Consider the following 23,780-nt stretch of genomic DNA (forward strand, 5'->3'; position numbering starts at 1 on the left):
CCCGTCGTCATGGAGCAGGCACCGGTGCTGGGCAGCGCCGCCGATCCGGCGTCCGACGCCTGGGCGGCCAATGAGGCCGCGCACCGCGAGCTCGCCGCGCGGCTGCGCGAGAAGCTGGCCGCGGCGCGGCTGGGCGGCGGCGAGAAGGCGCGGGCGCGGCACACGGCGCGCGGCAAGCTGCTGCCCCGCGACCGGGTCGACACCCTGCTGGACGCGGGCTCGCCGTTCCTGGAGCTGGCGCCGCTCGCGGCCGACGGGATGTACGGGGGGCAGGCCCCGGCGGCGGGGGTGATCGCGGGGATCGGGCGGGTGGCGGGCCGCGAGGTGATGGTGATCGCCAATGACGCCACCGTCAAGGGCGGCACGTATTACCCGATGACGGTCAAGAAGCATTTGCGCGCCCAGGACGTCGCCTTGGAGAACGGGCTGCCGTGCGTGTACCTGGTCGACTCCGGAGGCGCCTTCCTGCCCATGCAGGACGAGGTCTTCCCCGACCGGGACCACTTCGGCCGGATCTTCTACAACCAGGCGCGGATGTCGGGCGCCGGGATTCCCCAGATCGCGGCCGTGCTCGGGTCCTGCACGGCGGGCGGGGCGTATGTCCCGGCGATGAGCGACGAGGCCGTCATCGTGCGCGGGCAGGGCACGATCTTCCTCGGCGGGCCGCCGCTGGTGAAGGCAGCGACGGGAGAGGTGGTCACGGCCGAGGAGCTGGGCGGCGGCGAGGTCCACTCGAAGGTCTCCGGCGTCACCGACCACCTCGCCGAGAGCGACGCCCACGCCCTGCGCATCGTCCGCACGATCGTCTCGACGCTCCCGGCGCCCCGCTCGGGGCGCGGGGAGCCGCCCTGGCCGGTGGAGCCCTCCGAGGAGCCCGCGGTCGACCCCGCGGGGCTCTACGGGGCGGTGCCGGTCGACTCGCGCACGCCGTACGACGTGCGCGAGGTGATCGCGCGGCTCGTGGACGGCTCGCGGTTCGCCGAGTTCAAGGCCGAGTTCGGCACGACGCTGGTGACGGGCTTCGCCCACATCATGGGCCACCCGGTGGGCATCGTCGCCAACAACGGCATCCTCTTCTCTGAATCGGCCCAGAAGGGCGCCCATTTCATCGAGCTGTGCGACCAGCGCGGCATCCCCCTGGTGTTCCTGCAGAACATCTCGGGGTTCATGGTCGGCCGCAGCTATGAGGCGGGCGGCATCGCCAAGCACGGCGCCAAGATGGTCACCGCCGTGGCCTGTACGCGCGTGCCGAAGCTCACGGTCGTCATCGGCGGCTCGTACGGCGCGGGCAACTACTCGATGTGCGGCCGTGCCTATTCGCCGCGCTTCCTGTGGATGTGGCCCAACGCGAAGATCTCGGTGATGGGCGGCGAGCAGGCGGCCTCGGTGCTCGCGACCGTCAAGCGCGACCAGATGGAGGCGCGCGGCGAGGAGTGGCCCGCGGACGAGGAGGAGGCGTTCCGGGCGCCGATCCGCGAGCAGTACGAGACCCAGGGGAACGCTTATTACGCGACGGCCCGGCTGTGGGACGACGGCGTGATCGACCCCCTGGAGACCCGCGCGGTGCTGGGCCTGGCCCTCACCGCCTGTGCCAACGCGCCGCTTCCCGGCAAGCCCGGCCAGGATCCCGTGACGCCCGGCTTCGGCGTCTTCCGGATGTGAGGGACCGTGGAGCTGAAGAGTGAGAGCCCGATGAGCCCGATGTTCGAGACAGTCCTGGTGGCCAACCGCGGGGAGATCGCCGTCCGGGTGATCCGCACGCTGCGGCGGCTCGGTGTGCGCTCGGCCGCCGTGTTCAGCGACGCCGACGCGGACGCGCCGCATGTGCGCGAGGCGGACACGGCGGTCCGGCTCGGCCCGGCGAGCCCCGCCGAGAGCTATCTGTCGGCCAAGCGGCTGCTGGACGCGGCCGACCGGGCCGGCGCCCAGGCGGTGCACCCCGGCTATGGCTTCCTCGCGGAGAACGCGGCCTTCGCGCGCGCCTGCACCGGCGCCGGGCTCGCCTTCATCGGCCCGCCCGCCGCGGCGATCGAGCTGATGGGCGACAAGATCCGCGCCAAGGAGAGCGTGCGGGCGGCGGGCGTGCCCGTGGTGCCCGGCTCCACGGGCAGCGCCCTGACCGACGCCGAGCTCGCGGAGGCCGCCCGGGAGATCGGCATGCCGGTGCTGCTCAAGCCCTCGGCGGGCGGCGGCGGCAAGGGCATGCGGCTGGTGCGGGACGAGGCGCTGCTCGCGGACGAGATCGCGGCCGCGCGGCGCGAGGCCCGTGGCGCCTTCGGGGACGACACGCTGCTGGTCGAGCGGTGGATCGACGGCCCCCGGCACATCGAGATCCAGGTGCTGGCCGACGGCTACGGCCATGTCATCCACCTCGGCGAGCGCGAGTGCTCGCTGCAGCGCCGCCATCAGAAGATCATCGAGGAGGCGCCCAGCCCCCTGCTCGACCCCGGCACCCGGGCGCTCATGGGCGAGGCCGCGGTGCAGGCGGCGCGCTCCTGCGGCTATGTGGGCGCGGGCACGGTGGAGTTCATCGTCCCGGGCGCCGACCCGGCGGCGTACTGCTTCATGGAGATGAACACCCGCCTCCAGGTCGAGCATCCGGTGACCGAGCTCATCACGGGTCTCGACCTGGTGGAGTGGCAGCTGAGGATCGCGGCCGGCGAGCATCTGCCCCTCGCCCAGGAGGACATCTCCCTCACCGGACACGCCGTCGAGGCCCGTATCTGCGCGGAGACCGCCCGGGTCAGCGGCGGCAGGGTCGACTTCCTCCCCTCGGCGGGCACCGTGCTCGCGCTGTCCGAGCCGGACGGGGAGGGGGTGCGGGTCGACTCCGGGCTGGCCGTCGGCACCGAGGTCGGCACGGTGTACGACCCGATGCTCGCCAAGGTCGTCGCCCATGGCCCCGACCGCCCCACCGCCCTGCGCCGGCTGCGCGCCGCGCTGGCCCGCACCACCACCCTGGGCCTGGACACCAACACCGGCTTTCTGCGCCGCCTCGCCGCCCATCCGGCCGTGGTCTCCGGCGACCTGGACACCGGCCTCGTCGACCGCGAGGCACCCGGCCTGGTGCCCGCCACCGTCCCGGACGAGGTGTACGCGGTGGCGGCCCTGCTGCGCCAGGCGGCGCTGGAGCCGGGCGGGCCCTCCACCACGGACGGTTCGGGGTGGGTCGACCCGTTCTCCGTGCCGACCGGCTGGCGGCTGGGCGGCGAGCCCGCCTGGACCGTCCACTCTCTGCGGGTGCCCGGCCACTCCCCGGTGACCGTCCGGGTGCGCGGCCGGGCGCATGACGCGGAGGTGTGGGTGGCGGGCCCGGACACCCCCGACACACCCGAGGCACCCGACGCACCCGAGACGCCCGCTGCCGACGCGACGGTCCGCGCGCGGCTCACCCTGTCCCAGGGCGGCGCCGCCTCCCGGGCCGTGCTGGACTGGGGCGGCGTCACCCACACCTTCGCGTACGCCGCGCAGGGCGCCGGCCACTGGCTGGGCCGGGACGGCGACGCCTGGCAGGTGGCCGACCACGACCCGGTGGAGGCGGCGCTGCGCGGCGGGGCGGCCGGATCCCACGCCGGGGAGCTCACCGCGCCGATGCCCGGCACGGTCACGGTGGTCAAGGCGGCCGTCGGCGACGAGGTCACCGCCGGGCAGGGCCTGGTGGTGGTCGAGGCCATGAAGATGGAGCACGTCATCTCCGCACCGCACGACGGCACCGTCACCGAGCTCGATGTGACCCCCGGCTCCACGGTCGCCATGGACCAGCTGCTGGCGGTCGTCGCCCCGCACAAGCCCGTCGTCGCCCCGCGCGAGACCGAGGAGCGTGAGTGATGGCCCTCCCCGACACCCTGCCCATGACCTTCTCGGCCCCCGGGCTGCCCGCCCGGGTCCGCATCCATGAAGTGGGCCCCCGGGACGGGTTGCAGAACGAGAAGACGTTCGTCCCCGTGGCGGTGAAGGCCGAGTTCATCCGGCGGCTCGTCGAGGCGGGGCTGACCACCGTCGAGGCGACCAGCTTCGTCCACCCCAAGTGGGTGCCCCAGCTGGCCGACGCCGAGGAGCTGATGCCACTGCTGGAGGGCACCGAGGCCCGGCTGCCCGTACTGGTGCCCAACAAGCGCGGCCTGGAGCGCGCGCTGGCGCTCGGCGCGCGCGATGTCGCCGTGTTCGCCAGCGTCACCGAGTCCTTCGCCCGCGCCAATCTCAACCGCTCGGTGGACGAGGTGCTGGAGATGTTCGAGCCCGTCGTCGCCGAGGCCCGCACCGCGGGCGCCGGGGTGCGCGGCTATCTGTCGATGTGCTTCGGCGACCCGTGGGAGGGCGCGGTCCCCGTCTCCCAGACCGTCTCGGTCGCCCGCCGCCTCCTCGACATGGGGTGCGGGGAGCTGAGCCTGGGCGACACCATCGGCGTGGCCACCCCCGGCCATGTGCTGGAGCTGCTGTCCGCCCTGAGCGAGGCGGGCATCGCGGCGCAGAAGCTGGCGGTCCACTTCCACGACACCTACGGCCAGGCGCTGGCCAACACCCTGACGGCGCTGCAGTACGGCGTCACCTGCGTCGACGCCTCCGCCGGAGGCCTCGGCGGCTGCCCGTACGCGAAGAGCGCGACCGGCAACCTCGCCACCGAGGACCTGGTGTGGATGCTCGACGGCCTCGGCATCGAGACCGGGGTCGACCTGCGCCGGCTCGCCGCGACCAGCGCCTGGATGGCCCGGCACCTGGGCCGCCCGAGCCCGTCCCGTACCGTCCGCGCGCTCTCCCCGAAGGAGATCTGAGCCATGTCGACCGATCACCGCCTGACTCCCGAGCACGAGGAGCTGCGCCGCACCGTCGAGGCGTTCGCGCACGACGTGATCGCCCCGAAGATCGGGGAGTTCTGGGAGCAGCATGAGTTCCCGTACGAGATCGTCCGGGAAATGGGCCGGATGGGCCTGTTCGGGCTGCCGTTCCCCGAGGAGTACGGCGGCATGGGCGGCGACTACTTCGCGCTCTGTCTGGCCATCGAGGAGCTGGCCCGGGTGGACTCCTCCGTGGCGGTCACCCTGGAGGCGGGGGTCTCGCTGGGCGCGATGCCGATCTTCCGCTACGGCACGGAGGAGCAGAAGCGCCGCTGGCTGCCCGGTCTGTGCTCGGGCGAGTCCCTGGGCGCGTTCGGTCTGACGGAGCCCGGCGGCGGTTCGGACGCGGGGGCCACCCGCACCACCGCCCGGCTGGACGAGGCCACGGGCGAGTGGGTGATCAACGGCACCAAGTGCTTCATCACCAACTCCGGCACGGACATCACCGCCCTGATCACGGTCACCGCGGTCACCGGCCGCAAGCCGGACGGCAGCCCCGAGATCTCCACGATCATCGTGCCGGCGGGCACCCCCGGCCTCACCGTCGCCGCCCCCTACTCCAAGGTGGGGTGGAACGCGTCGGACACCCGCGAGCTGTCCTTCTCCGACTGCCGGGTCCCGGCGGACCATCTGCTCGGCGAGCAGGGCCGCGGCTACGCCCAGTTCCTGCGGATCCTGGACGAGGGCAGGATCGCGATCTCCGCGATGGCCACCGGCCTGGCCCAGGGCTGTGTGGACGAGTCGGTGGCGTACGCGAGGACCCGCGAGGCGTTCGGCCGCCCCATCGGCGCCAACCAGGCCATCCAGTTCAAGATCGCGGACATGGAGATGCGGGCGCACATGGCCCGGGTGGCCTGGCGGGACGCGGCCTCGCGGCTGGTGCGCGGGGAGCCGTTCAAGAAGGAGGCGTCGATCGCCAAGCTCTACTCCTCCGAGGTCGCGGTGACCAACGCGCGGGAGGCCACCCAGGTGCACGGCGGATACGGCTTCATGAACGAGTATCCGGTGGCCCGGATGTGGCGGGACTCCAAGATCCTGGAGATCGGCGAGGGCACCAGCGAGGTGCAGCGGATGCTGATCGCCCGCGAACTGGGCCTCGCCGGCTGACCGTACGGGCGCCCGTACGGCCGTGGCCCCTGCGGCCCGGCGCCCGTACGGCCATGGTCCCTCCAGCTCGGCGTCACCCGGCCGTGGCCCGCGCGGCTCAGCGCGGGGGCCACGGCACCTGGGGCGAGCGGTAGTAGTCGATGCCGAGCGCGTCCCACCGGGGCCCCTGCGCGGCCAGCCGCATCCGGTACGCGGCCCAGTCGTGCGTGGCGGCCGGGGACCAGCCGAGCTCGGCGATGCCGGGGAGCCGGGGGAAGGCCATGTACTCGAGGTGCGCGCTCGTCGACAGGGTCTCCGTCCACAGCGGCGCCTCGACCCCGAGGACCGAGGACGCGGGCGCGCCCCGGACATACGCGCCCGGGTCCCAGTCGTAGGACTGCCGGGCGTCCACCAGCCCGGCCCAGTCCTGCCCCAGCGGCGTGTCCTTGTCGTACTTCATGTCGAGGTAGGCGCGGTTGGCGGGCGAGAGGATCAGCCGGGTGCCCGCCCTGGCGGCGTCCGCGACCTCCTTCTCGCTGCCGTCCTGCCCCCAGTACTGGGCGATGGCCCCCTTGGCCGGCCGGGCGCCGGTCAGCTGGTGCCAGCCGATCACCGTCTTGCCGTACTTGGCGACGATCGGCTGGACCCGGTCCATGAACGCCACGAAGTCCTCGTGGCTGGTGGAGTGCGCCTCGTCGCCGCCGATGTGGAGGTAGCGGCCGGGGGTGAGCGCGGCGACCTCCCGGATCACGTCGTCCGCGAAGTCGTACGTCACTTCCTTGGGCGCGCACAGCGAGCTGAAGCCGACCTCGGTGCCGGTGTAGAGCGGGGGCGCGACGCCGTCGCAGTTCAGCTCGGCGTAGGAGGCGAGCGCGGCGTTGGTGTGGCCGGGCATGTCGATCTCGGGGACGACGGTCAGATAGCGGCTCGCCGCGTACCGCACGATCTCCCGGTAGTCCGCCTTGCTGTAGAAGCCGCCGGGCCCGCCGCCGACCTGGGTGGAGCCCCCGTACGCCGCGAGCCGTGGCCAGGAGTCGATGGCGATCCGCCACCCCTGGTCGTCCGACAGATGCAGATGCAGCGCGTTGATCTTGTACAGGGCGAGCTGGTCGATATACGCCTTGACCTGGCGGACGGTGAAGAAGTGCCGGGACACATCGAGCATCGCGCCCCGGTAGGCATAGCGCGGCACATCGGTGACGGTGCCGCCGGAGACGGTCCAGGGGCCGGGCTGCCGGGTCCCCCGCTCGACCGCGGCGGGCAGCAGCTGGCGCAGGGTCTGCACGCCGTGGAACAGGCCCGCGGGCCCGCGGGCGCTGATGGTGATCGCGCGCCGGCCCACCTCAAGCCGGTAGCCCTCCGCCCCGAGGCCGCGCCCGCCGGGCGACGTGCCGAGGAGCCTCAGCCGGATGGCGTCGCCGTCCCGGCCCGCCGCCGTGCTCCAGCCCGCGGTGACCGGCAGCCGGTATCCGGTGGAGGGGCGCAGCACGCCCGCCAGATAGTCGCCCACCTGACGCGCCGCGCGGGAGCCGGGGGCCACCTGGATGCGGGTGTGCGGGCCGATGGTGTACGGGGTCTTCGCGGGCCGTACGGAGGCGGGGGCGGGCACGACCCGGTCCAGCGGCACCGGCCGCGCCCCGGCGGCGGCCCCGGGCGCCGCTCCGCCCGCGACCGGGTCGGACGGGCTCGCCGTGGCGGCGGTCCCCGCTCCCGCCGCCACGGCGAGCAGCAGGGAGCACAGGAGGCTGAGGCGGATCCGGCGTCGTCCCACGGCGCCCCCTTCGTTGGGCGGACCAGGCCTTCAATCCTGAGTACCGCGGGCCCCGTTCGAGGTCAAGGTCCAGACCAATACGCGCCTGTCGGCCTGTCAGAATTCACTCCATGGCGGAACTCACCCAGCGCGACGGAACCTGGAGCTTCGACGGCGAGACCGTGCGGATCGTCCCCGGCCGCGACAAGCGAGTGAATCCGGTGCGCCAGGCGCTCGGCGAACTCGCGGTCCCGCTGCAGGCGTTGGCCGGCATAGCGTACGAGCAGGGGCGCCGCACCGGGCGGCTGCGGCTGAAGCTGCGCGAGGGCGCGGACCCGCTGCTGCAGGCGGCGGGCGGCGAGTTGCCGGACGCCGCCGACCCGTATCAGCTCCCGGTGGAGTCCGAGCGCGCGGGCGTCGCCGAGTACATGGTCGACGAGGTGCGCCAGGCCCTGCTGCTGGAGCAGGTGGACTCCGGCCCCTGCGACCGCTATCTGCTGCCGGGCCCCTCGGTGCCGCTGTCGGCGTCGGCGGGCGACGGCACGGTCTTCTTCGACGGCGAGCAGATCCGGCTGGAGTGGAACTGGAAGACCGAACAGGCGAAGAAGTCGGGCGGGCCGCGGGTCTTCCCGGTGTCCGACGTCGAGGCGGTGAAGTGGAGCCCCGCCAAGGGCCTGGAGAACGGCTATCTGCGCTTCGCCCTGGTCAAGGTCCCGGCCTCGGCCCCGCCGAAGTACGACCCGTACGCCATCGTGACGTACGGCCTGAAGAAGGACCCGCTGATGGCCCTGGTCGCGGCCGCGGTCACGGCCCGGCTGCCGCACCCCGCCGGGCCGCCGGAGTCCGCCGACGCCGTCCCGGTGCCCGCCGACGCCGTGCCGGTGCCGCCGGCCAAGGCCCCCGCTGGGATCGGGGGCGGGGGCGGGGGCGGCCGTAACGGCGGCGGCGACGGCGAGGGTGAGGCGGATCACGACGCGCTGCTGCGCCGGCTGCGCGAGCTCGGCGAGCTGCGCCGTGACGGGGTGCTCACGGAGGAGGAGTTCGCCACCGTCAAACAGGCCGTGCTCCGCCGTTTCTGAGACGTGATCCGCAGTTCACCGGAGGCAGGGCCGCCGCGTCGGCTACGACGAGAGGATCGCCGTCGCCTTGTCGAGGGCCGGGTCCTTGCCGGTGGACACGTCCGCCGCGGTCAGCGGCGCGTAGTGGTCCGGGGGGACGCCGATACCGTCGATGATCTCGCCGTTCGCGCCGATGACGCGCTGCGACGGCAAGCGGATCAGGCTGGTGTGATCGTTGAGCGCGTACAGGTGGGCGGGGCCGGAGTTCACTCCCGCGGTGCGGGTGCCGACGAGGGCGCCCAGGTGGAGGTCCTTGACGCCCGTCGCGAATACCTCGCACGCGGAGGCGCAGCCGTCGTCGGTGAGCGTGACCATGGGCAGGTTCAGCAACGGGGTGCTGTTGTCGACGGGCTGGGGGTCGCAGGTGCCGTCGGCGTCGCAGAAGGAAACGGCCGTCGCGTCGTGGACGAACGCGCCCATCAGTTTGTTGCCCTCGTCGGCGACGCCGCCGCGGTTGCCGCGCAGATCGAAGATGATGCCGGTGAGCTTGGTGGTCGCCTTGAGGTCGGCGATGGCCTTGAGGGCTTCCTGGGCGGCGCCCGGATAGAAGGCGTCCAGGCGGACGTCGGCGATGCCGCCGGCCACCAGGGTGACGTCCACCTGCGGCTTGGGCCGCGCGGGCAGCGGGCCGGGAGTGACACGCACGCGCCGGGTCCGGTCGGTCGCGGGCCGCCGTACGGTGAGGGTCACCGGGGCGCGCCGGGGATACGAGGGGTGGAGGGAGTCCACAACTCCCGGGTTGAGCCGGCCGTTGGTGAAGACCGGGACATTGTTCACCGCCTCGATGACGTCTCCGGGCTTGAGCCCGGCCGCGGCGGCGGGAGTACCGGTGCCGACCGTGGTGGGGAAGAGCGGACCGGTGAAGTCCGGGGCGGTCGCGGCCGGGGGGAGGGTCCGGTTCAGGCCGATGCCCAGGCCCCACGGGTGGGCGTCCGGCGTGGCACCCGGGCTGCCGGGACCCTGGTAGTCGGCGTGGTTGTCGTGCAGGGCGGCCAGCATCCCCTGGATCGCGGCGACGGCGAGCGAGGAGCGCAGCGCCTGGTCGTCGTCCGGCACCGCGTCCAGCACTTCCTGGAGCCGCTTGGCGAAGAGCGACCAGTCCTTGTCCCGGTCGCCGGTCAGCGCCGGCAGGACGGCGAACGGCTGGTCGACACCGCGTTTGCGCAGTTCCCGGACGACGGCCTGGCCGGCGTACTGGAGCAGTGGGCGGTCATCGAGCCGGGAACCGCCGTAATAGTTGTCGAAGATGCAGTAGTACGCCTGCTCCACCGTGCTGACGGAGGTCGGGGCCGGGTCCTGCGCGGGCGGCCGGGGGCTGGTCGGGTCCTGCGGTGCGCAGGCGGCGGGCCGGTCGGCCTGGTCCGGCTCTGCCGAGGGGCTGGCGGACGCGGTCAGGGCGGTGACGAGCACGCTGCCCGCGAGTACGGCGATCCCGGTCGTGACCAGTACGCGCCGCTGCCGCGGCAGCCCGATCCGGCGGTGGCCGGGCCCGCGGCCGGCCGACGGCGGTTGGGCGGCCGGGAGTTCTGCCGACGAGGGCCCGATCGGCGCGGCTCGGGTGGCCACGGGCTCGGCCGGTACGGGCTCGGCCGGCAGGGAGTCGGCCGGTACGGGGTCGGGCGGGGTGGTGGCGGTCGGCAGCGGGTCGGCCGGTGTGTTGCTCATGCGGAGTGCTCCTGAACGCGCGTCGGTCGTGCCGTGGGCGTCGCCGCGGTCGGTGCGGCGACGCTGACGGACGTTCTACGCGGCCAGTGGTTTCAGGGCGGTTGCGTCGCCGCGGTGGGGAAGCCGACCGTGACGATCAGGCCGCCGCCGGGCCGCGGGGCGGCGGTGAGGGTGGCATCGTGGGCGGCCGCGATGGCCGAGACGATGGACAGGCCCAAGCCGAACCCCTGGGACGACGCGCCGCGGGCGCCGCCGCCGGTGCGAGCCGGGCCGAGACGCTGGAAAGGCAGGAGGATCCGCTCGACGGCGTCCGCGGGCACGTCCGGGCCGGTATTGGCGACCGTGAGGACGGCGCGCCCGGCCTGTGTGCCGGTGGTGACGTCCACCTGTCCGCCGGGCATGTTGTAGCGGATCGCGTTGTCCAGCAGATTGGCCACCAGCCGTTCGGCGAGCGCCCGGTGGCCCGAGGAGACGGCCGCGCCGGTCTGGGGGCGCAGCGTCACCTGCCGTTCGTGGGCCGCGGTGGCGCGCGCGGCCACGGCTTCCCGGGCGAGCCGGGCCAGGTCGAAGGGGTGGCGCTCGTCGAGGCCCGCGTGGCCGCGGGCCAGGGTCAGCAGCGCTTCGATGAGCCGTTCCTGCTGCTGTCCGGCGGCAAGTATCCGTTCGTGGGCCGTACGCAGGGACTCGACGGTCGGGTCGGGGTCGGCCAGGGCGACCTGGCCCAGCACGCGCTGGCGGGCCAGCGGCGTACGCAGCTCGTGGGAAGCGTTGGCGACGAACTGCCGCTGCGCCTGGAAGGAACCGTCGAGCCGGGCCAGCAGCGCGTCGAACGTGTCGCCCAGCTCCCGCAGTTCGTCCCGGGGGCCGGCCAGGGCCAGCCGCCGGTGCAAGCTGGTCGCCGAGATGTCCTGTGCGGTGGAGGTGATGGTCCGCAGCGGGCGCAGGACACGGCCGGCCACGACCCAGCCCAGCAGCACGGATGTCAGTGACATCAGGCCCAGGGCGATCCCCGACTGGACCAGCAGGGTGTGCAGCATGGCGGACTTCTGGTGGTCGACGGTCCGCTGTACGTCCTTCTGCAGGGCCGCCATGGCGGTGTCCATGGCCGCCCGGTCGCCGGGCTCGGCGGGCCGTGTCCCCTCGTTCCCGGAGGCCCGGCCGTTCCCGGATGCCCGGCCGGCCGGTCCGCCCGGGCTGGGGGAGGCCACTGTCACCTCCCGCTTCAGGACCGTGGGCGGACGATCGACGGCGCCGGCCACCAGGCCGTACGTCACCGCGAGCAGCGCGGCGCCGGACACCAGGAACAGCCCTCCGTACAAGGCGGTCAGCCGCAACCGTACGGTGCGGCGGGGCAGGCCCGCGCGCACGATCCGGCCGGTGAGCCGGCGCAGAGCGGCGGGCGCGAGGCCGCGGACGGCGGCGGAGGTGTGGACGGGCATGTGAACGTGGCGACCTTTCGGCTGGATCCCGCGCCCCTCAGATCCGGTAACCGCTCCTGGCCACCGTCTCGATGACCGGCGGCGCCCCGAGTTTGGCCCGCAGCCGGCTGATCGTGATCTTCACGGCGCTGGTGAAGGGGTCGGCGGCCTCGTCCCAGACCCGTTCGAGCAGCTCCTCGGCGGAGACGGCACGGCCCCCGGCGGCCAGGAGCAGTTCGAGGACGCCGAACTCCTTGGGCGTGAGGGCCAGCGCCCGGCCTGCCCGTACGGCGGTGCGCCGGGCGCTGTCGACCAGGAGGTCGCCGTGGCGCACCACGGGCGGTACGGCCGGATGCGCGCGGCGGGCCAGGGCAGCGATCCGGGCGACGAGTACGGGGAAATCGAAGGGCTTGGGGAGGTAGTCGTCGGCGCCCAGGCCCAGCCCGTCCACGATGTCGTCCGCCGTTCCCGCGGCGGTGAGCATCAGGATGCGGCTGCGGCACCCGGCGGCGATCAGCGCCGCGCAGACCTCGTCGCCGTGCGTCCCGGGCAGGTCCCGGTCCAGGACGACCACGTCGTACGCGCCGCCGTCGGCTCCCAGCCGTTCCAGCGCCTCCGTACCGTCGAACGCCACGTCGACGGCCATCTGCGCACGGCGCAGGCCCACCGCGACGACCTGTGCCATCTCCTCGTCGTCATCGACGATGAGCACGCGCATCCCCCGGCCCCCCTCTCGTGTCGTCGTCCCAGTGTTCCGCAGCCCCACCGGGCCGGCTCCAGCGCCGGCCGGGCGAACGTACCAGTGACTGCCCGCCCCCTCCTCCACTACCGCAGACTCGCCACATGAGGAGCCTTGTCAGTCACCCACCCCTTCCTCCTGCCCGATATCGGGCAGGATTGTTGCGAAACGGGGCGGCTCACCGCAGTATCTACGAGTGCTCGATCGCCGTATGTCCCACGATGACCTCATCGACCACCTGGTGCGCAGCACGCCGCTCAGCCGCGGCGAGGCCGCCCGGGTGGTGCTGGACGTGCTGGCGTACTTCGACGAGACGACCGAGGAGTTCGTCCGCCGCCGCCACCGGGAGCTGCAGTCCGGCGGGCTGACGAACGCGGACATCTTCGAGCGGATCACGGCCGAGCTGCCGCACCGCGCGGTGGCGCCGCCCGATCTCTCGCTGCGCCAGCTGCGCCGCATCGTCTACGGCTGAGCCACCTGCCGAGCAGGCAGCCGGGACACCGGCCGAGCCGAGCACCCATGAGCGACCCATCAGGGAGGGATCGACACCATGTGCGGAATCGTTGGATATATCGGGAAACGCGATGTGGCGCCGCTGCTGCTGGAGGGGCTGCAGCGACTGGAGTACCGCGGCTATGACTCGGCCGGGATCGCGATCCACGCCAAGCCCGCCAAATCGGGGCAGGCGGCGCAGTCCCCCGGGCTGAAGACCGCCAAGGCCAAGGGCCGGGTCCGCGACCTGGAGGCAAGGCTGCCCAAGCGCTTCGCGGGCACCGTCGGCATCGCGCACACCCGCTGGGCCACCCACGGCGCGCCCAACGACGCCAACGCGCATCCGCACCTGGACGCGGACGGCAAGGTCGCGCTCGTCCACAACGGCATCATCGACAACGCCGCCGAGCTGCGCGCCAAGCTCGTCGCCGACGGGGTCGAGCTCGCCTCCGAGACCGACTCCGAGACCCTGGCCCATCTGATCGGCCGCTCGCAGGCCGACACCCTGGAGGAGAAGGTCCGCCAGGCCCTCGCCCTGGTCGAGGGCACCTACGGCATCGCCGTACTGCACGCGGACTTCCCCGACCGGATCGTCGTCGCCCGCAACGGCTCCCCCGTGGTGCTGGGCATCGGCGAGAAGGAGATGTTCGTCGCCTCGGACGTCGCCGCCCTGGTCAGCCACACCCGCCAGGTGGTCACCCTCGACGACGGCGAGATGGCCACCCTCAAGGCCGACGACTTCCGCACGTACACCACCGAGGGCTCCCGCACCTCCGCCACGCCCACCACCGTGGAGTGGGAGGCCGAGTCGTACGACATGGGCGGCCACGAGACCTATATGCACAAGGAGATCCACGAGCAGGTCGACGCCGTGGACCGGGTGCTGCGCGGGCGCATCGACGACCGCTTCGCCACCGTCCGCCTCGGCGGGCTCAACCTGGACGCCCGCGAGGCGCGCGGGGTGCGCCGGGTGAAGATCCTCGGCTGCGGCTCGGCCTACCACACGGGTCTGATCGGCGCCCAGCTGATCGAGGAGCTGGCCCGTATCCCCGCGGACGCCGAGCCCGCGAGCGAGTTCCGCTACCGCAACGCGGTCGTCGACCCGGACACGCTCTACATCGCGGTCAGCCAGTCCGGCGAGACCTACGACACGCTGGCCGCCGTCCAGGAGCTCAAGCGCAAGGGCGCGCGCGTGCTCGGCGTCGTCAACGTCGTCGGCAGCGCGATCGCCCGCGAGACGGACGGCGGGGTGTACGTCCACGCGGGCCCCGAGGTGTGCGTGGTGTCCACCAAGTGCTTCACCAACACCGCCGTCGCCTTCGCCCTGCTGGCCCTCCACCTCGGCCGGATCCGCGACCTGTCGGTCGCCGACGGCAAGCGGATCATCGCCGGGCTGCGGCGGCTGCCCGAGCAGATCGCGGAGGTGCTGCGCGGCGAGGAGGAGATCAAACAGCTCGCCGCGGAATACGCGAATGCGAAGAGCATGATGTTCATCGGCCGGGTGCGCGGCTACCCGGTGGCCCGTGAGGCCTCCCTGAAGCTCAAGGAGGTCTCCTACGTCCACGCCGAGGCGTACCCGGCCTCCGAGCTCAAGCACGGCCCGCTGGCGCTCATCGAGCCCGAGGTGCCCACCGTCGCCGTGCTGCCGGACGACGATCTGCTGGAGAAGAACCGCGCGACGCTGGAGGAGATCAAGGCCCGCAGCGGCCGGATCCTGGCCGTGGCGCACCAGGAGCAGGAGAAGGCGGACCACACGATCGTGGTGCCGCGCAACGAGGTGGAGCTGGACCCGATCCTGATGGGGATTCCGCTGCAACTCCTCGCGTACCACACGGCGCTGGCCCTCGGCCGCGACATCGACAAGCCGCGCAACCTGGCGAAGTCCGTCACGGTGGAGTGATCACCCGCCAGACGGCCGCTCGGCGGTCCCCCGCGTGTGCCACCACGCACGCGGGGGCCGCCTCCCCTGTGCCGGCGTCGCCCTTGCGCCGGCAGGTGAGCCGCCGACGGGAACCGTCACTTCCCGGCCGGCGGCGCGTCACTGCACGCCCGTTCGCTCGGTTTGTACCCGTCACAAACGCACAATCCACCTCTACGCCCGGGTGGATTCGCCGGTTGTCAAGCCGGTCCTGGCGCCATCTGACCGGCGGTCAAAGGGAGTTGAGCGTGTCCGATTCCCGACGCCTGTTCCCCCCGGACGGGAACCGACCACGGAATCCGCGGGGGAACCGGCCTGGGACCGGTCGCGAACCGCCCCGGAGCCCGCCGGGGAACCGGCCGGGGTCCGGAGTCGGGGCAGCTCAGGGAATGACCACCACGGGCCGCTGGGCCCGGCGCGCCAGCCGTCCCGCGACCGAGCCGAAGATGCGCCCCACCAGCCCGTGCGTGGAGCCGACCACGATCGCGTCGGCCGCGTACTCCCGGCCGACCTCCTCCAGCTCATGGCAGATGTCCCCGCCCCGCTCCACCAGGATCCAGGGCACCTCGGCGAGATGGTCCGCGCAGGCGAGCTCCAGGCCCAGCACCTCGGTGCGGTGGTCGGGCACATCGACGAAGACGGGCGGCTCGCACCCGGCCCATACCGTCGTCGGCAGCCGGTTGGCCACATGGACGATGATCAGCCCGGAGCCGGAGCGCCGGGCCATGCCGATGGCGTACGCGAGGGCGCGCTCGCTGGATGTCGAACCGTCGAATCCCACCACGACGCCGTGCTGGAACGCCGGATCGCAGGAATGACGTGATTCTTCCGCCGCTTCGGGGTGCGCCATGTGATCGGCGACCCGCTTGCGGTCCGCGGGTTCGGGGATGTCGTGACCGGCCATCGGTGTCTCGGCGAAGGAAGTCCTCGTGAGGAGGGAACGGCGGGGGGGGCTCAAGGGTTGCAGTTGTCGGGGGCGGCGGCTCGCCGGCGCTCGGGGAAGCGTATCGAACGAACCGAATCCGTCCGGGATTCATCTATCCAAGCCCTTACCCCTAAGGGTACGGCGCCACTCCCCTCCTGCCCAGAGAGCTCTTGGGCGGCGAACCGCCCGAGGCATTCCACGGAGCATGCCGGAGGGCGGCCCGTAACGCAATGCCCCAAGTGGTCCCGACCGTGCCGATGTGCGGCTCCGCGGCACGGCCCGAGCGAGCCTCCAGCAAACCCCGAGCCGCCGTGGGGCGTACACCCCGCGGACGGCCCACAGTGACCCCCGCGCCCGCCCGGCGTTGTAGTAGCCGCGCGCTGATCGCGCCCGTCCCGGCCCCCGTCCGCCACCCTGCGAGGAGCAGATACGTGCCCGCGACCCTGGAGTACGACGCGCCCCGCGAGGGCCGTGAGCGCCCCGTCCCGACCCCGGCCGGCGAGGCGTCGGGCGAGGTGATCCGCTGGGGCGCGTTCAGCTGCGCCCTGGTGCCCGTCGTGCTGCTGGTGTGCGGCTCGCCGTTCGCCGCGGCGGCGGGCGCCGCCGTCGGGCTGGCCGCGGTCACCGCCGTCAGCCGGGCGCTGCTGCGGCGCTGTGAGCGCGAGGCCGCCAGGCTCGCGGGAACGGCCGTCAGTCCACATCGTGGACGACATGGGAGGACCGGAATCGGGGCGCACAGGGGCGGCCGGCGGGGCTGAGGGCGCGCTCCGTAGCGCTCCGGGCACACAGTGGTGAGCGTCACCGGAGGGGTCGTACGCCCGGCGGAGGACCCTTCCGCACGTCTGCGCCCACTCCTTTTCGGCCAACTTCCCTTCAAAGTTCTTTCCTTGGCAAACGCTCGCCCCAACCCCCTCCGACCAGCGAGGAAAGGGGTATGAGCCGCCCCTACCCCCTACGCGAAGTGGGTCCGAGGGCTAGGCGTACTTCACAGGGAGGCCCACGAGTGCAACGCTTCGTGATCGAATGCTTCCCGCCAAGTTGTCATGTCGACATAGTGGCGGGTGGTGAACTGGTCACGGCGACCACACGCGACACAGTAGATTCGATCTTGGCCATGACCGGCGGGGGAACCGTTCAGGACCGAGGGGAAACGTGCAGGACCGAGAGGACGCGACCACCGAGGGGGGCTTAGTTCGATGAGCCAGGACTCCACGACCGTACCGGAGACCTCGCGCAAGCTCTCCGGACGCCGGCGACGAGAAATCGTCGCGGTGCTGCTCTTCAGCGGCGGCCCTATCTTCGAAAGCTCCATCCCGCTCTCCGTCTTCGGCATCGACCGCCAGGACGCCGGAGTCCCGCGGTACCGATTGCTGGTGTGCGCGGGCGAAGATGTGCCACTGCGAACGACCGGCGGACTGGAACTGACCGCACCATACGGCCTGGAGGCGCTGTCCCGGGCCGGCACCGTCGTCGTACCGGCCTGGCGGTCGATAACCCAGCCGCCACCGGCCGCCGCGCTCGACGCGCTGCGCCGCGCGCACGAGGAGGGCGCGCGGATCGTGGGCCTGTGCACCGGGGCCTTCGTACTCGCCGCCGCGGGGCTGCTGGACGGCCGCCCGGCGACCACCCACTGGATGTACGCGCCGACGCTCGCCAAGCGCTATCCGTCCGTCCACGTCGATCCGCGCGAGCTGTTCGTGGACGACGGGGACATCCTGACCTCGGCGGGCACCGCCGCGGGCATAGACCTGTGCCTGCACATCGTGCGCACCGACCACGGCGCGGACGCCGCGGGCGCCCTGGCCCGCCGCCTGGTCGTCCCGCCGCGCCGCAGCGGAGGGCAGGAGCGCTATCTGGACAGGTCTTTACCGGAGGAGATCGGCGCGGATCCGCTCGCCGAGGTCGTGGCGTGGGCGCTCGAGCATCTGCACGAGCAGTTCGACGTCGAGGCCCTGGCCGCCCGCGCCTATATGAGCCGCCGCACCTTCGACCGGCGGTTCCGCTCGCTCACTGGGAGCGCTCCACTGCAGTGGCTGATCACCCAGCGGGTGCTGCAGGCGCAGCGTCTCCTGGAGACCTCCGACTACTCCGTCGACGAGGTCGCCGGGCGCTGCGGCTTCCGCTCCCCGGTCGCGCTGCGCGGGCACTTCCGGCGGCAGCTGGGGTCCTCCCCGGCCGCCTACCGGGCCGCGTACCGCGCCCGCAGGCCCCAGAGCGGCGTCCCGGACCGTACGGACCGCCCCGAGCGCCTGGAGCGGGGTGACCGGCTGGAACGGGCCGAGCCGGTCGAGCAGCGGCCCGGCGAGCACTCCATGCCGCTGCGGCGCCCCGGCGGGCCCCTCCCCCATCCGGCCCACCCGCATCACGCTCCGCATCCGCACGGCGGGGGCGATCCGGGCAAGCCGGAGTCCGACGCCTACGCCCCGCGCCTGCCCGAGCAGGCCACCGGTCGCGCGCCCGGTCGCCCGACCCTGCCCGGCCAGCGGGAACGCCCCGTAGGGTGAGACGTATGAACGATCGCATGGTGTGGATCGACTGCGAGATGACCGGGCTCTCGCTGTCGGACGACGCGCTTATCGAGGTGGCCGCGCTGGTCACGGACTCCGAGCTGAACATCCTGGGCGAAGGGGTGGACATCGTTGTCCGGCCGCCCGCACAAGCGCTGACCACCATGCCCGAGGTGGTGCGCGAGATGCACACGGCCTCCGGACTGCTCGCGGAGCTGGACGGCGGGACCACGCTGGAAGACGCCCAGCGGCAGGTCCTGGCATACATCCGCGAGCACGTCCTGGAGGCCGGCAAGGCCCCCCTGTGCGGAAACTCGGTCAGCACCGACCGCGGTTTCCTGCTCCGGGACATGCCCGAGCTCGAAAGCTATCTCCACTACCGGATCGTCGACGTCTCGTCGATCAAGGAGCTGGCCCGCCGCTGGTATCCGCGGGCCTACTTCAACAGCCCGAAGAAGAACGGCAACCACCGCGCCCTCGCGGACATCCACGAGAGCATCGCGGAGCTGCGCTACTACCGGGAGGCGGTCTTCGTCCCGCAGCCCGGTCCGGACTCGGACACGGCCAGGTCGATCGCCGCGAAGCACGTCCTCCCGGCCCGGCAGCCGTGACCCCTCGCTCCCGGCCCCGAAAAGCCGGGAGCGAGCACCCCCGCGGACCCTGTACACTTTTTCTCGGCCGGTGCGGAAAGCGCCGGTCATGGTGGGTATAGCTCAGCTGGTAGAGCACCTGGTTGTGGTCCAGGATGTCGCGGGTTCGAGTCCCGTTACTCACCCTGATGCGGCTGAGGGCCCGATCTGCGCGAGCAGGTCGGGCCCTCAGCCGTTGTCACCCCTCCGGGGCCGGATGCCGTACGACCTTCTTCACCGCGGCCTCGATCTGTCCGCGCGGCGCGCCCGTCTCCTGGGCGTGCGCGGTCACCGCCGCCTGGATCTCGACGGCGGCCTCGTACCAGCGCTTCCATTGCGCCTCGCGCTCCTCGCCGTCGAGCCCGGTGAGCCTGGCGCGCTCGGCGTCCGCGTTCCGCTGGAGGGTGATGAGTCTGTCGGGGATGTCCACGCGTTGGATCATAAGTCGGGCGCTCAGGATCTCCAGCGGTGGTGACGGTGGGCCTCGCCGGGGCCTTCGCCCGTCTCGCCACTCTCGCCTCCCTCACCCTCGCCCCTGCCCCCGTGCCCCCTCCGCCGCTTCCCTGCGACCGGCCACAACGGCGTCCAGGTGAACTTGTCGCCGCCCACCCAGCGCACGACGTCCGGGTCGTCGAGGTCGATGTCCTCCATGCCGAGCATGCGGGCGATCTCGATCACGTCCAGGACCGAGTGCGCCTTGCCGATCACTTCCCCGGCGACCTCGATCAGACGGAACGGAGGATGGTTCGGCTGCACCCCGAGCACCACGATCGGTGGCATGTGGACGCGTGGGCTCTCGCTCTCGGTCATAGGTCCACGCTGCGGCCCCCGCGGCGGCTTTGCACCTCGAACCGTCCCGGTCGGGCGTCGCCGGTTCGGGTGCCTCCCGGTCGCCCGGCCCCCGGCCGCCGCTCAGGATGGCCGCAGGACCACGGCGGCCGGGACGGATGCGATGGACGACGAGGCGATAGGCGGCGAGGGCCGGGAGCAGGGGGGCGGCCCGGGCCAGGACGGTGCCCCGGGGCGCACCCCGGGGCACGCCCTCGGGCGCAGGCGCTTCCTCGGGGCGGTGGGGGCCGCCGGGGCGGCGGTGGCCGGGTGCGAGTCGTCGGGCGGCGGGGAGCACGGCAGGGCGGCGCGCCCCTCCAGGGCCCCGCGGCGGGCCGTGGACGCGGAGCGGAGCAAGCCGGGGGACGCCGACTGGCGGATACGCTCGGTCGGCCCGCAGAACGCCGTGGAGGGCTACACGGACAAGGTGAGCGTGGTGCCCGGCGAGGGGTTCGGGCTGTATGTGTCGACCACCGCGCCCGGCTTCCGCGTCTCGGCGTACCGGATCGGCTGGTACGGCGGGGCGCAGGCGCGGCTGGTCTGGCGCTCGGGCCGGCTGCCCGGCCGCAGGCAGAGCCCGCCCGTGCTGATCGACGCCACCCGGACGGTCCGGGCGGGCTGGCGGCGCACCGTCCGGGTGCGCACCGAGGGCTGGCCGGAGGGCGCGTATCTGCTCCGGCTGGACGCGGAGGACGGCCACCAGCGCTATGTCCCGCTGGTCGTCCGCTCCGAGAAGGCCGCGGGCCGGACCCTGCTGATGCACGCGGTGGCCACCTGGCAGGCGTACAACACCTGGGGCGGGTTCAGCCTCTACCAGGGCCAGGACGGGGCGTACGGGACGCGTTCGCTCGCCGTCGGCTTCGACCGGCCGTACGACGGCAACGGCGCGGTGAAGTTCCTGGTCCACGAGCGGGCGCTGGTGGTGCTCGCGGAACGGCTCGGCATACCGCTGGCCTACACCACGGGCGTGGACGTGCACCGCGATCCGGCGGTGCTGCGCGGCGCCGCGGCGGTGATATCGCTGGGCCACGACGAGTACTGGACCCCGCAGCAGCGCCAGTACGTCACCCGCGCCCGCGACGCCGGGACCAATGTGGCGTTCCTCGGCGCCAACACCTGCTTCCGCCGGATCAGGCTGGAGGCCGGTCCGGGCGGCGCGGACCGCACGGTGGTCTGCTACAAGAGCGCGTACCACGACGACCCGTATCTCGCGGACCGCCGCGACCTGGTCACCACCGACTTCCGCCAGCCGCCGGCCGCCGACCCCGAGTCCTCGCTGACCGGTGTCTTCTACGAGGGCTACCCGACCGATGCCGCGTATGTGGTGCACACGCCCGGCCACTGGCTCTTCGCCGGGACCGGGGTCAGGCGGGGCGACTCGTTCGCCCATCTCGTCGGGGTCGAGTACGACCGGGTGGCCCCGGGCGAGCCCACCCCGGAGCCGCTGGAGATCATCGCCCACTCGCCCCTGGTGTGCAACGGCCGGCGCAGCCACGCCGACTCCGCGTACTACACCGTCCCGAGCGGGGCGGGCGTGTTCGCCACCGGGACCATGCGATGGGTCGAAGGGCTCATGGCGGGGACCCGCGAGAACGGGCGCGACCACGGCCTGGACGCGCGGACCGGCGCCTTCGTCACCCGCACCACCGAGAACCTGCTGCGCGCCTTCGCGGCGGGCCCCTGCGCGGAACACCGGCCGAAGCCCACGGACAACGTGGCCGCCGTGTACCCCGGGGTCTCGCGCGTGCGCGCATGAGGCACGTTCTCCCCGAAACCCTTCGGCACGCTCCCCAACACCCGTATGGTGCCCGGGACTTGTCAACGGGAGGCTCCCATGCGGGGAACAGGTAAGGCCCGGCACGGCGCGCTGCGCCGCCGGGCGCCATGGATCAGCACGGCGGTGGCCGCGGCCCTCGGGGCCGGCGCGCTGCTGTTCACCAACGCCACGTCCCAGGCCGCCGTGGCCGACAACCCCGGCGCGCTGAAACCACTGACCACCTCGGCGGAGTTATCGAAGCTCACGCTCACCCAGCGCGAGGTCGCCGACTCCACGATCGCCGAACTCGACCGGCGGCTGCCCAACGTGGGCGTGGACACCGTCCTCAAGAGCGCCAACCACACCATGCCCACCCCCACCTCCAGCCCGGCCTGCCGCGCCTCGGAGAAGGCCGCGCTGCCGGTGCAGCCGAAGGCCACCGCGGCGTACTGCTTCACCACCGGTGACGCGCTGACGCAAAGCTGGCTGCCGCAGTCGGTCACCTCCTCCGGGGACGCGGACGACGACGGCGCCTGGGGAGAGAACAAGGTCATCCTGTCCGGCTGGACGCACAACGACCACCTCTACGACGAGTACCCGGGCGCGGAGCCCGCCGCCGACCGGGGCCTGGCCCGGGTCGCCTTCATCGACGCGAACACGCCCGGCTCCTTCAGGTACCGCTGGGTGCTGCTGACCGTGCCCACCGAGGGCGGCGCGAACTTCGCCAAGCTGGGCTCGCACCTGGGCGGCATGGTCTGGTACGGCGACAAGCTCATCGTCACCGCGTCGGGCGGCGACGCGAGCCACAACGCCCTGTACGTGTTCTCGATGAAACACATCCTGCGGGCGACGGTGAACTCCACCGCGATCGGCAAGGTGAGCGGCGGCTACTCGGCCCACGGCTACCAGTACCTGATGCCGGCCATCGGCTCGTACGGCCTGAGCGCGAAGTGCTCCTCGGCCGACGACGACGGCGTCCCCTGCTTCGCGTCCATCTCGCTGGACCGCAGCGCCACCCCCCACCGCCTGGTCGCCAACGAGTGGTTCTCCTCGGGCGGCACCCAGCCCGCGCGGCTGTTCCGGTACGACCTCGGCCCGACGGAGGGCGCCATGCCGCTGGCCGTGGACGGCTCCGGGAAGGCCGAGGCCGCCGACGCGTACGAGACCGAGGTCGTGGGCGTCCAGGGCGCCCTGTCCTACCAGGACGGCGCGGGCGGCAAGCGCTGGTACGTGCCCAGCGCCAGGGGCGGACCCGGGCAGCACGGCATCATGTGGCGCCAGGACACCACCAAGGCGACCGCGACGGCCTGCTCGGGCACCGACCTGGCCAACGCGTGCTGGGCCAAGCACTCCGAGTCGATGTCGCTGTGGTGGAGCACCAGGACGGTGTGGTCGGTCACCGAGTGGGCCGCCGACGCCAAGGGACGGTGGCAGGACCCGACGTCCAGCGGATGGCAGGACCGCATCGTCCCCGAACGGGTGCTGTTCGCCGTGCCCTTGTCCTCGCTCGGCTGACCGCCGCCGACGGGGCGCGGCCACTGCGCCAGGCAGGTGAAACGCCCTCCGGCGCCGAAGCCCCGGCGGGCGGGGGTCGTTAGCCGGGTGCGTCCGCGGATGTCCCGTGGAGCGAGCGCGAGGAGAAATCGCATGAACTTCGGCAGGAGGGCGGCCCTGGTGGCAGCGGCGGCCGGCGTAGTGGTCTTCGGCGGAGCCGACGCCGGGGCAACGGGTGTCGACCCCTCCCTCAAGCAGGCCAACAAGTGCGAGTCCAACCAAGCCGTCAGCTTCGGCGGGCCCCCGCCGAGGCCGGACTGCGTCAACTTCGCGAAGGACATCAGGGATCTGGCGCAGCTGAACCACTGTGACTCCGACGCCGATGGGACCGGGATCGGCGGCAGCGCGGCCCTCTCCAGCAAGCTCGTCGAGGGCTCGCGGTGCGCCAACATCGCCGTCGCCGAGAAGTCGTCGAAGTCGAAGTCGAAGTCGTCGAAGCACTAGGTGGACCACCCCGGCGCGTACGGGGATGACACCTGAACACCGTGTGGCACCACGAGAGCGGGGCTCCCTGGGGAGCCCCGCTCTCGCCGTGCCGGTGACCACTCGAGGGTGACCAT

The 23,780-nt window shown here is 72.8% G+C and carries 20 protein-coding genes and 1 tRNA gene; 14 read left to right on the forward strand and 7 right to left on the reverse strand.

Annotated elements, in window-relative coordinates:
• Nucleotides 1-9 precede the first annotated feature (9 nt).
• The 4 genes from ACFZDL_RS21955 to ACFZDL_RS21970 are packed head-to-tail and all read left to right on the forward strand — an operon-like array spanning nucleotide 10 to nucleotide 5,942.
• On the forward strand, nucleotides 10-1,662 hold the full coding sequence (locus ACFZDL_RS21955; protein ID WP_353593603.1) for a carboxyl transferase domain-containing protein: 1,653 nt from the start codon (nucleotides 10-12) through the stop codon (nucleotides 1,660-1,662).
• Nucleotides 1,663-1,701: 39 nt separating this feature from the next.
• Nucleotides 1,702-3,828, forward strand: a complete 2,127-nt coding sequence (locus ACFZDL_RS21960) for a biotin carboxylase N-terminal domain-containing protein (RefSeq protein ID WP_353593604.1) — start codon at nucleotides 1,702-1,704, stop codon at nucleotides 3,826-3,828.
• The gene (locus tag ACFZDL_RS21965) at nucleotides 3,828-4,772 is read left to right on the forward strand and encodes a hydroxymethylglutaryl-CoA lyase (protein ID WP_353593605.1); all 945 of its coding nucleotides are present in this window, start codon (nucleotides 3,828-3,830) and stop codon (nucleotides 4,770-4,772) included. Before ACFZDL_RS21960 ends, ACFZDL_RS21965 begins: the two co-directional genes overlap by 1 nt.
• A 3-nt stretch (nucleotides 4,773-4,775) precedes the next feature.
• Nucleotides 4,776-5,942: an acyl-CoA dehydrogenase family protein gene (locus ACFZDL_RS21970; RefSeq protein ID WP_353593606.1), complete on the forward strand. Its 1,167-nt coding sequence runs from the start codon at nucleotides 4,776-4,778 to the stop codon at nucleotides 5,940-5,942.
• 97 nt (nucleotides 5,943-6,039) lie between these two features.
• On the opposite strand, the gene ACFZDL_RS21975 is transcribed toward ACFZDL_RS21970, so the two are convergent.
• On the reverse strand, nucleotides 6,040-7,692 hold the full coding sequence (locus tag ACFZDL_RS21975) for a beta-N-acetylhexosaminidase (RefSeq protein ID WP_353593607.1): 1,653 nt from the start codon (nucleotides 7,690-7,692) through the stop codon (nucleotides 6,040-6,042).
• A gap of 110 nt (nucleotides 7,693-7,802) precedes the next feature.
• Here ACFZDL_RS21975 and ACFZDL_RS21980 point away from each other — a divergent pair, with 110 nt between their 5' ends.
• Entirely contained in the window at nucleotides 7,803-8,750 is a 948-nt protein-coding gene (locus tag ACFZDL_RS21980) for a DUF4429 domain-containing protein (RefSeq protein ID WP_353593608.1), read from the forward strand.
• A 42-nt stretch (nucleotides 8,751-8,792) separates the two neighbouring features.
• Here the strand turns inward: ACFZDL_RS21980 and ACFZDL_RS21985 are convergent, their stop codons facing one another.
• The 3 genes from ACFZDL_RS21985 to ACFZDL_RS21995 all read right to left on the reverse strand — a co-directional run bounded on the left by ACFZDL_RS21985 (nucleotide 8,793) and on the right by ACFZDL_RS21995 (nucleotide 12,590).
• Nucleotides 8,793-10,454: a S41 family peptidase gene (locus ACFZDL_RS21985; RefSeq protein ID WP_353593609.1), complete on the reverse strand. Its 1,662-nt coding sequence runs from the start codon at nucleotides 10,452-10,454 to the stop codon at nucleotides 8,793-8,795.
• A gap of 92 nt (nucleotides 10,455-10,546) precedes the next feature.
• Nucleotides 10,547-11,893 carry a HAMP domain-containing sensor histidine kinase gene (locus tag ACFZDL_RS21990; RefSeq protein ID WP_353593610.1) on the reverse strand — a complete coding sequence of 449 codons (1,347 nt, stop codon included), beginning with the start codon at nucleotides 11,891-11,893 and terminating at the stop codon, nucleotides 10,547-10,549.
• A 37-nt stretch (nucleotides 11,894-11,930) separates the two neighbouring features.
• On the reverse strand, nucleotides 11,931-12,590 hold the full coding sequence (locus ACFZDL_RS21995; protein WP_353593611.1) for a response regulator transcription factor: 660 nt from the start codon (nucleotides 12,588-12,590) through the stop codon (nucleotides 11,931-11,933).
• Nucleotides 12,591-12,807: 217 nt separating this feature from the next.
• On the opposite strand from ACFZDL_RS21995, the gene ACFZDL_RS22000 reads away from it, so the two are divergent.
• The gene (locus tag ACFZDL_RS22000) at nucleotides 12,808-13,083 is read left to right on the forward strand and encodes a hypothetical protein (RefSeq protein WP_319694380.1); all 276 of its coding nucleotides are present in this window, start codon (nucleotides 12,808-12,810) and stop codon (nucleotides 13,081-13,083) included.
• Between the two features lie 78 nt (nucleotides 13,084-13,161).
• Nucleotides 13,162-15,003, forward strand: coding sequence for a glutamine--fructose-6-phosphate transaminase (isomerizing) (glmS, locus tag ACFZDL_RS22005; RefSeq protein WP_353593612.1), 1,842 nt, complete (start codon nucleotides 13,162-13,164; stop codon nucleotides 15,001-15,003).
• 400 nt (nucleotides 15,004-15,403) lie between these two features.
• On the opposite strand, the gene ACFZDL_RS22010 is transcribed toward glmS, so the two are convergent.
• Nucleotides 15,404-15,925: a universal stress protein gene (locus tag ACFZDL_RS22010; RefSeq protein WP_346174501.1), complete on the reverse strand. Its 522-nt coding sequence runs from the start codon at nucleotides 15,923-15,925 to the stop codon at nucleotides 15,404-15,406.
• Nucleotides 15,926-16,377: 452 nt separating this feature from the next.
• Here ACFZDL_RS22010 and ACFZDL_RS22015 point away from each other — a divergent pair, with 452 nt between their 5' ends.
• The 4 genes from ACFZDL_RS22015 to ACFZDL_RS22030 all read left to right on the forward strand — a co-directional run bounded on the left by ACFZDL_RS22015 (nucleotide 16,378) and on the right by ACFZDL_RS22030 (nucleotide 19,228).
• On the forward strand, nucleotides 16,378-16,704 hold the full coding sequence (locus tag ACFZDL_RS22015) for a hypothetical protein (protein WP_353593613.1): 327 nt from the start codon (nucleotides 16,378-16,380) through the stop codon (nucleotides 16,702-16,704).
• 438 nt (nucleotides 16,705-17,142) lie between these two features.
• Nucleotides 17,143-18,450, forward strand: a complete 1,308-nt coding sequence (locus tag ACFZDL_RS22020) for a helix-turn-helix domain-containing protein (protein ID WP_353593614.1) — start codon at nucleotides 17,143-17,145, stop codon at nucleotides 18,448-18,450.
• A gap of 5 nt (nucleotides 18,451-18,455) precedes the next feature.
• Nucleotides 18,456-19,064, forward strand: coding sequence for an oligoribonuclease (gene orn / locus ACFZDL_RS22025; RefSeq protein WP_353593615.1), 609 nt, complete (start codon nucleotides 18,456-18,458; stop codon nucleotides 19,062-19,064).
• A gap of 91 nt (nucleotides 19,065-19,155) precedes the next feature.
• A tRNA-His gene (locus tag ACFZDL_RS22030) sits at nucleotides 19,156-19,228 on the forward strand.
• A 53-nt stretch (nucleotides 19,229-19,281) separates the two neighbouring features.
• Here ACFZDL_RS22030 and ACFZDL_RS22035 read toward each other — a convergent pair.
• Together ACFZDL_RS22035 and ACFZDL_RS22040 are read right to left on the reverse strand one after the other, a co-directional pair.
• Nucleotides 19,282-19,512 carry a hypothetical protein gene (locus ACFZDL_RS22035; protein ID WP_353593616.1) on the reverse strand — a complete coding sequence of 77 codons (231 nt, stop codon included), beginning with the start codon at nucleotides 19,510-19,512 and terminating at the stop codon, nucleotides 19,282-19,284.
• 23 nt (nucleotides 19,513-19,535) lie between these two features.
• The gene (locus ACFZDL_RS22040) at nucleotides 19,536-19,892 is read right to left on the reverse strand and encodes a hypothetical protein (protein ID WP_391191960.1); all 357 of its coding nucleotides are present in this window, start codon (nucleotides 19,890-19,892) and stop codon (nucleotides 19,536-19,538) included.
• Nucleotides 19,893-20,034: 142 nt separating this feature from the next.
• On the opposite strand from ACFZDL_RS22040, the gene ACFZDL_RS22045 reads away from it, so the two are divergent.
• The 3 genes from ACFZDL_RS22045 to ACFZDL_RS22055 all read left to right on the forward strand — a co-directional run bounded on the left by ACFZDL_RS22045 (nucleotide 20,035) and on the right by ACFZDL_RS22055 (nucleotide 23,664).
• The gene (locus ACFZDL_RS22045) at nucleotides 20,035-21,666 is read left to right on the forward strand and encodes a N,N-dimethylformamidase beta subunit family domain-containing protein (RefSeq protein ID WP_353593617.1); all 1,632 of its coding nucleotides are present in this window, start codon (nucleotides 20,035-20,037) and stop codon (nucleotides 21,664-21,666) included.
• 78 nt (nucleotides 21,667-21,744) lie between these two features.
• Nucleotides 21,745-23,181 carry a hypothetical protein gene (locus ACFZDL_RS22050; protein ID WP_353593618.1) on the forward strand — a complete coding sequence of 479 codons (1,437 nt, stop codon included), beginning with the start codon at nucleotides 21,745-21,747 and terminating at the stop codon, nucleotides 23,179-23,181.
• Between the two features lie 132 nt (nucleotides 23,182-23,313).
• Nucleotides 23,314-23,664, forward strand: coding sequence for a hypothetical protein (locus tag ACFZDL_RS22055; protein ID WP_353593619.1), 351 nt, complete (start codon nucleotides 23,314-23,316; stop codon nucleotides 23,662-23,664).
• The last annotated feature ends 116 nt before the right edge of the window (nucleotides 23,665-23,780 follow it).

This window comes from Streptomyces sp. NPDC007917, assembly GCF_042959105.1.
In the GTDB taxonomy this organism is placed as follows: domain Bacteria; phylum Actinomycetota; class Actinomycetes; order Streptomycetales; family Streptomycetaceae; genus Streptomyces.

Excerpts from the sequence above, each read along its gene's own strand:
- ACFZDL_RS21955 (WP_353593603.1), top strand. The coding sequence starts at position 10 with ATGGAGCAGGCACCGGTGCTGGGCAGCGCCGCCGATCCGGCGTCCGAC.
- ACFZDL_RS21960 (WP_353593604.1), top strand. The coding sequence starts at position 1,702 with ATGTTCGAGACAGTCCTGGTGGCCAACCGCGGGGAGATCGCCGTCCGG.
- ACFZDL_RS21965 (WP_353593605.1), top strand. The coding sequence starts at position 3,828 with ATGGCCCTCCCCGACACCCTGCCCATGACCTTCTCGGCCCCCGGGCTG.
- ACFZDL_RS21970 (WP_353593606.1), top strand. The coding sequence starts at position 4,776 with ATGTCGACCGATCACCGCCTGACTCCCGAGCACGAGGAGCTGCGCCGC.
- ACFZDL_RS21980 (WP_353593608.1), top strand. The coding sequence starts at position 7,803 with ATGGCGGAACTCACCCAGCGCGACGGAACCTGGAGCTTCGACGGCGAG.
- ACFZDL_RS21985 (WP_353593609.1), bottom strand. The coding sequence starts at position 10,454 with ATGAGCAACACACCGGCCGACCCGCTGCCGACCGCCACCACCCCGCCC.
- ACFZDL_RS21990 (WP_353593610.1), bottom strand. The coding sequence starts at position 11,893 with ATGCCCGTCCACACCTCCGCCGCCGTCCGCGGCCTCGCGCCCGCCGCT.
- ACFZDL_RS21995 (WP_353593611.1), bottom strand. The coding sequence starts at position 12,590 with ATGCGCGTGCTCATCGTCGATGACGACGAGGAGATGGCACAGGTCGTC.
- glmS (WP_353593612.1), top strand. The coding sequence starts at position 13,162 with ATGTGCGGAATCGTTGGATATATCGGGAAACGCGATGTGGCGCCGCTG.
- ACFZDL_RS22010 (WP_346174501.1), bottom strand. The coding sequence starts at position 15,925 with ATGGCCGGTCACGACATCCCCGAACCCGCGGACCGCAAGCGGGTCGCC.
- ACFZDL_RS22020 (WP_353593614.1), top strand. The coding sequence starts at position 17,143 with ATGAGCCAGGACTCCACGACCGTACCGGAGACCTCGCGCAAGCTCTCC.
- orn (WP_353593615.1), top strand. The coding sequence starts at position 18,456 with ATGAACGATCGCATGGTGTGGATCGACTGCGAGATGACCGGGCTCTCG.
- ACFZDL_RS22040 (WP_391191960.1), bottom strand. The coding sequence starts at position 19,892 with ATGACCGAGAGCGAGAGCCCACGCGTCCACATGCCACCGATCGTGGTG.
- ACFZDL_RS22045 (WP_353593617.1), top strand. The coding sequence starts at position 20,035 with ATGGACGACGAGGCGATAGGCGGCGAGGGCCGGGAGCAGGGGGGCGGC.
- ACFZDL_RS22050 (WP_353593618.1), top strand. The coding sequence starts at position 21,745 with ATGCGGGGAACAGGTAAGGCCCGGCACGGCGCGCTGCGCCGCCGGGCG.
- ACFZDL_RS22055 (WP_353593619.1), top strand. The coding sequence starts at position 23,314 with ATGAACTTCGGCAGGAGGGCGGCCCTGGTGGCAGCGGCGGCCGGCGTA.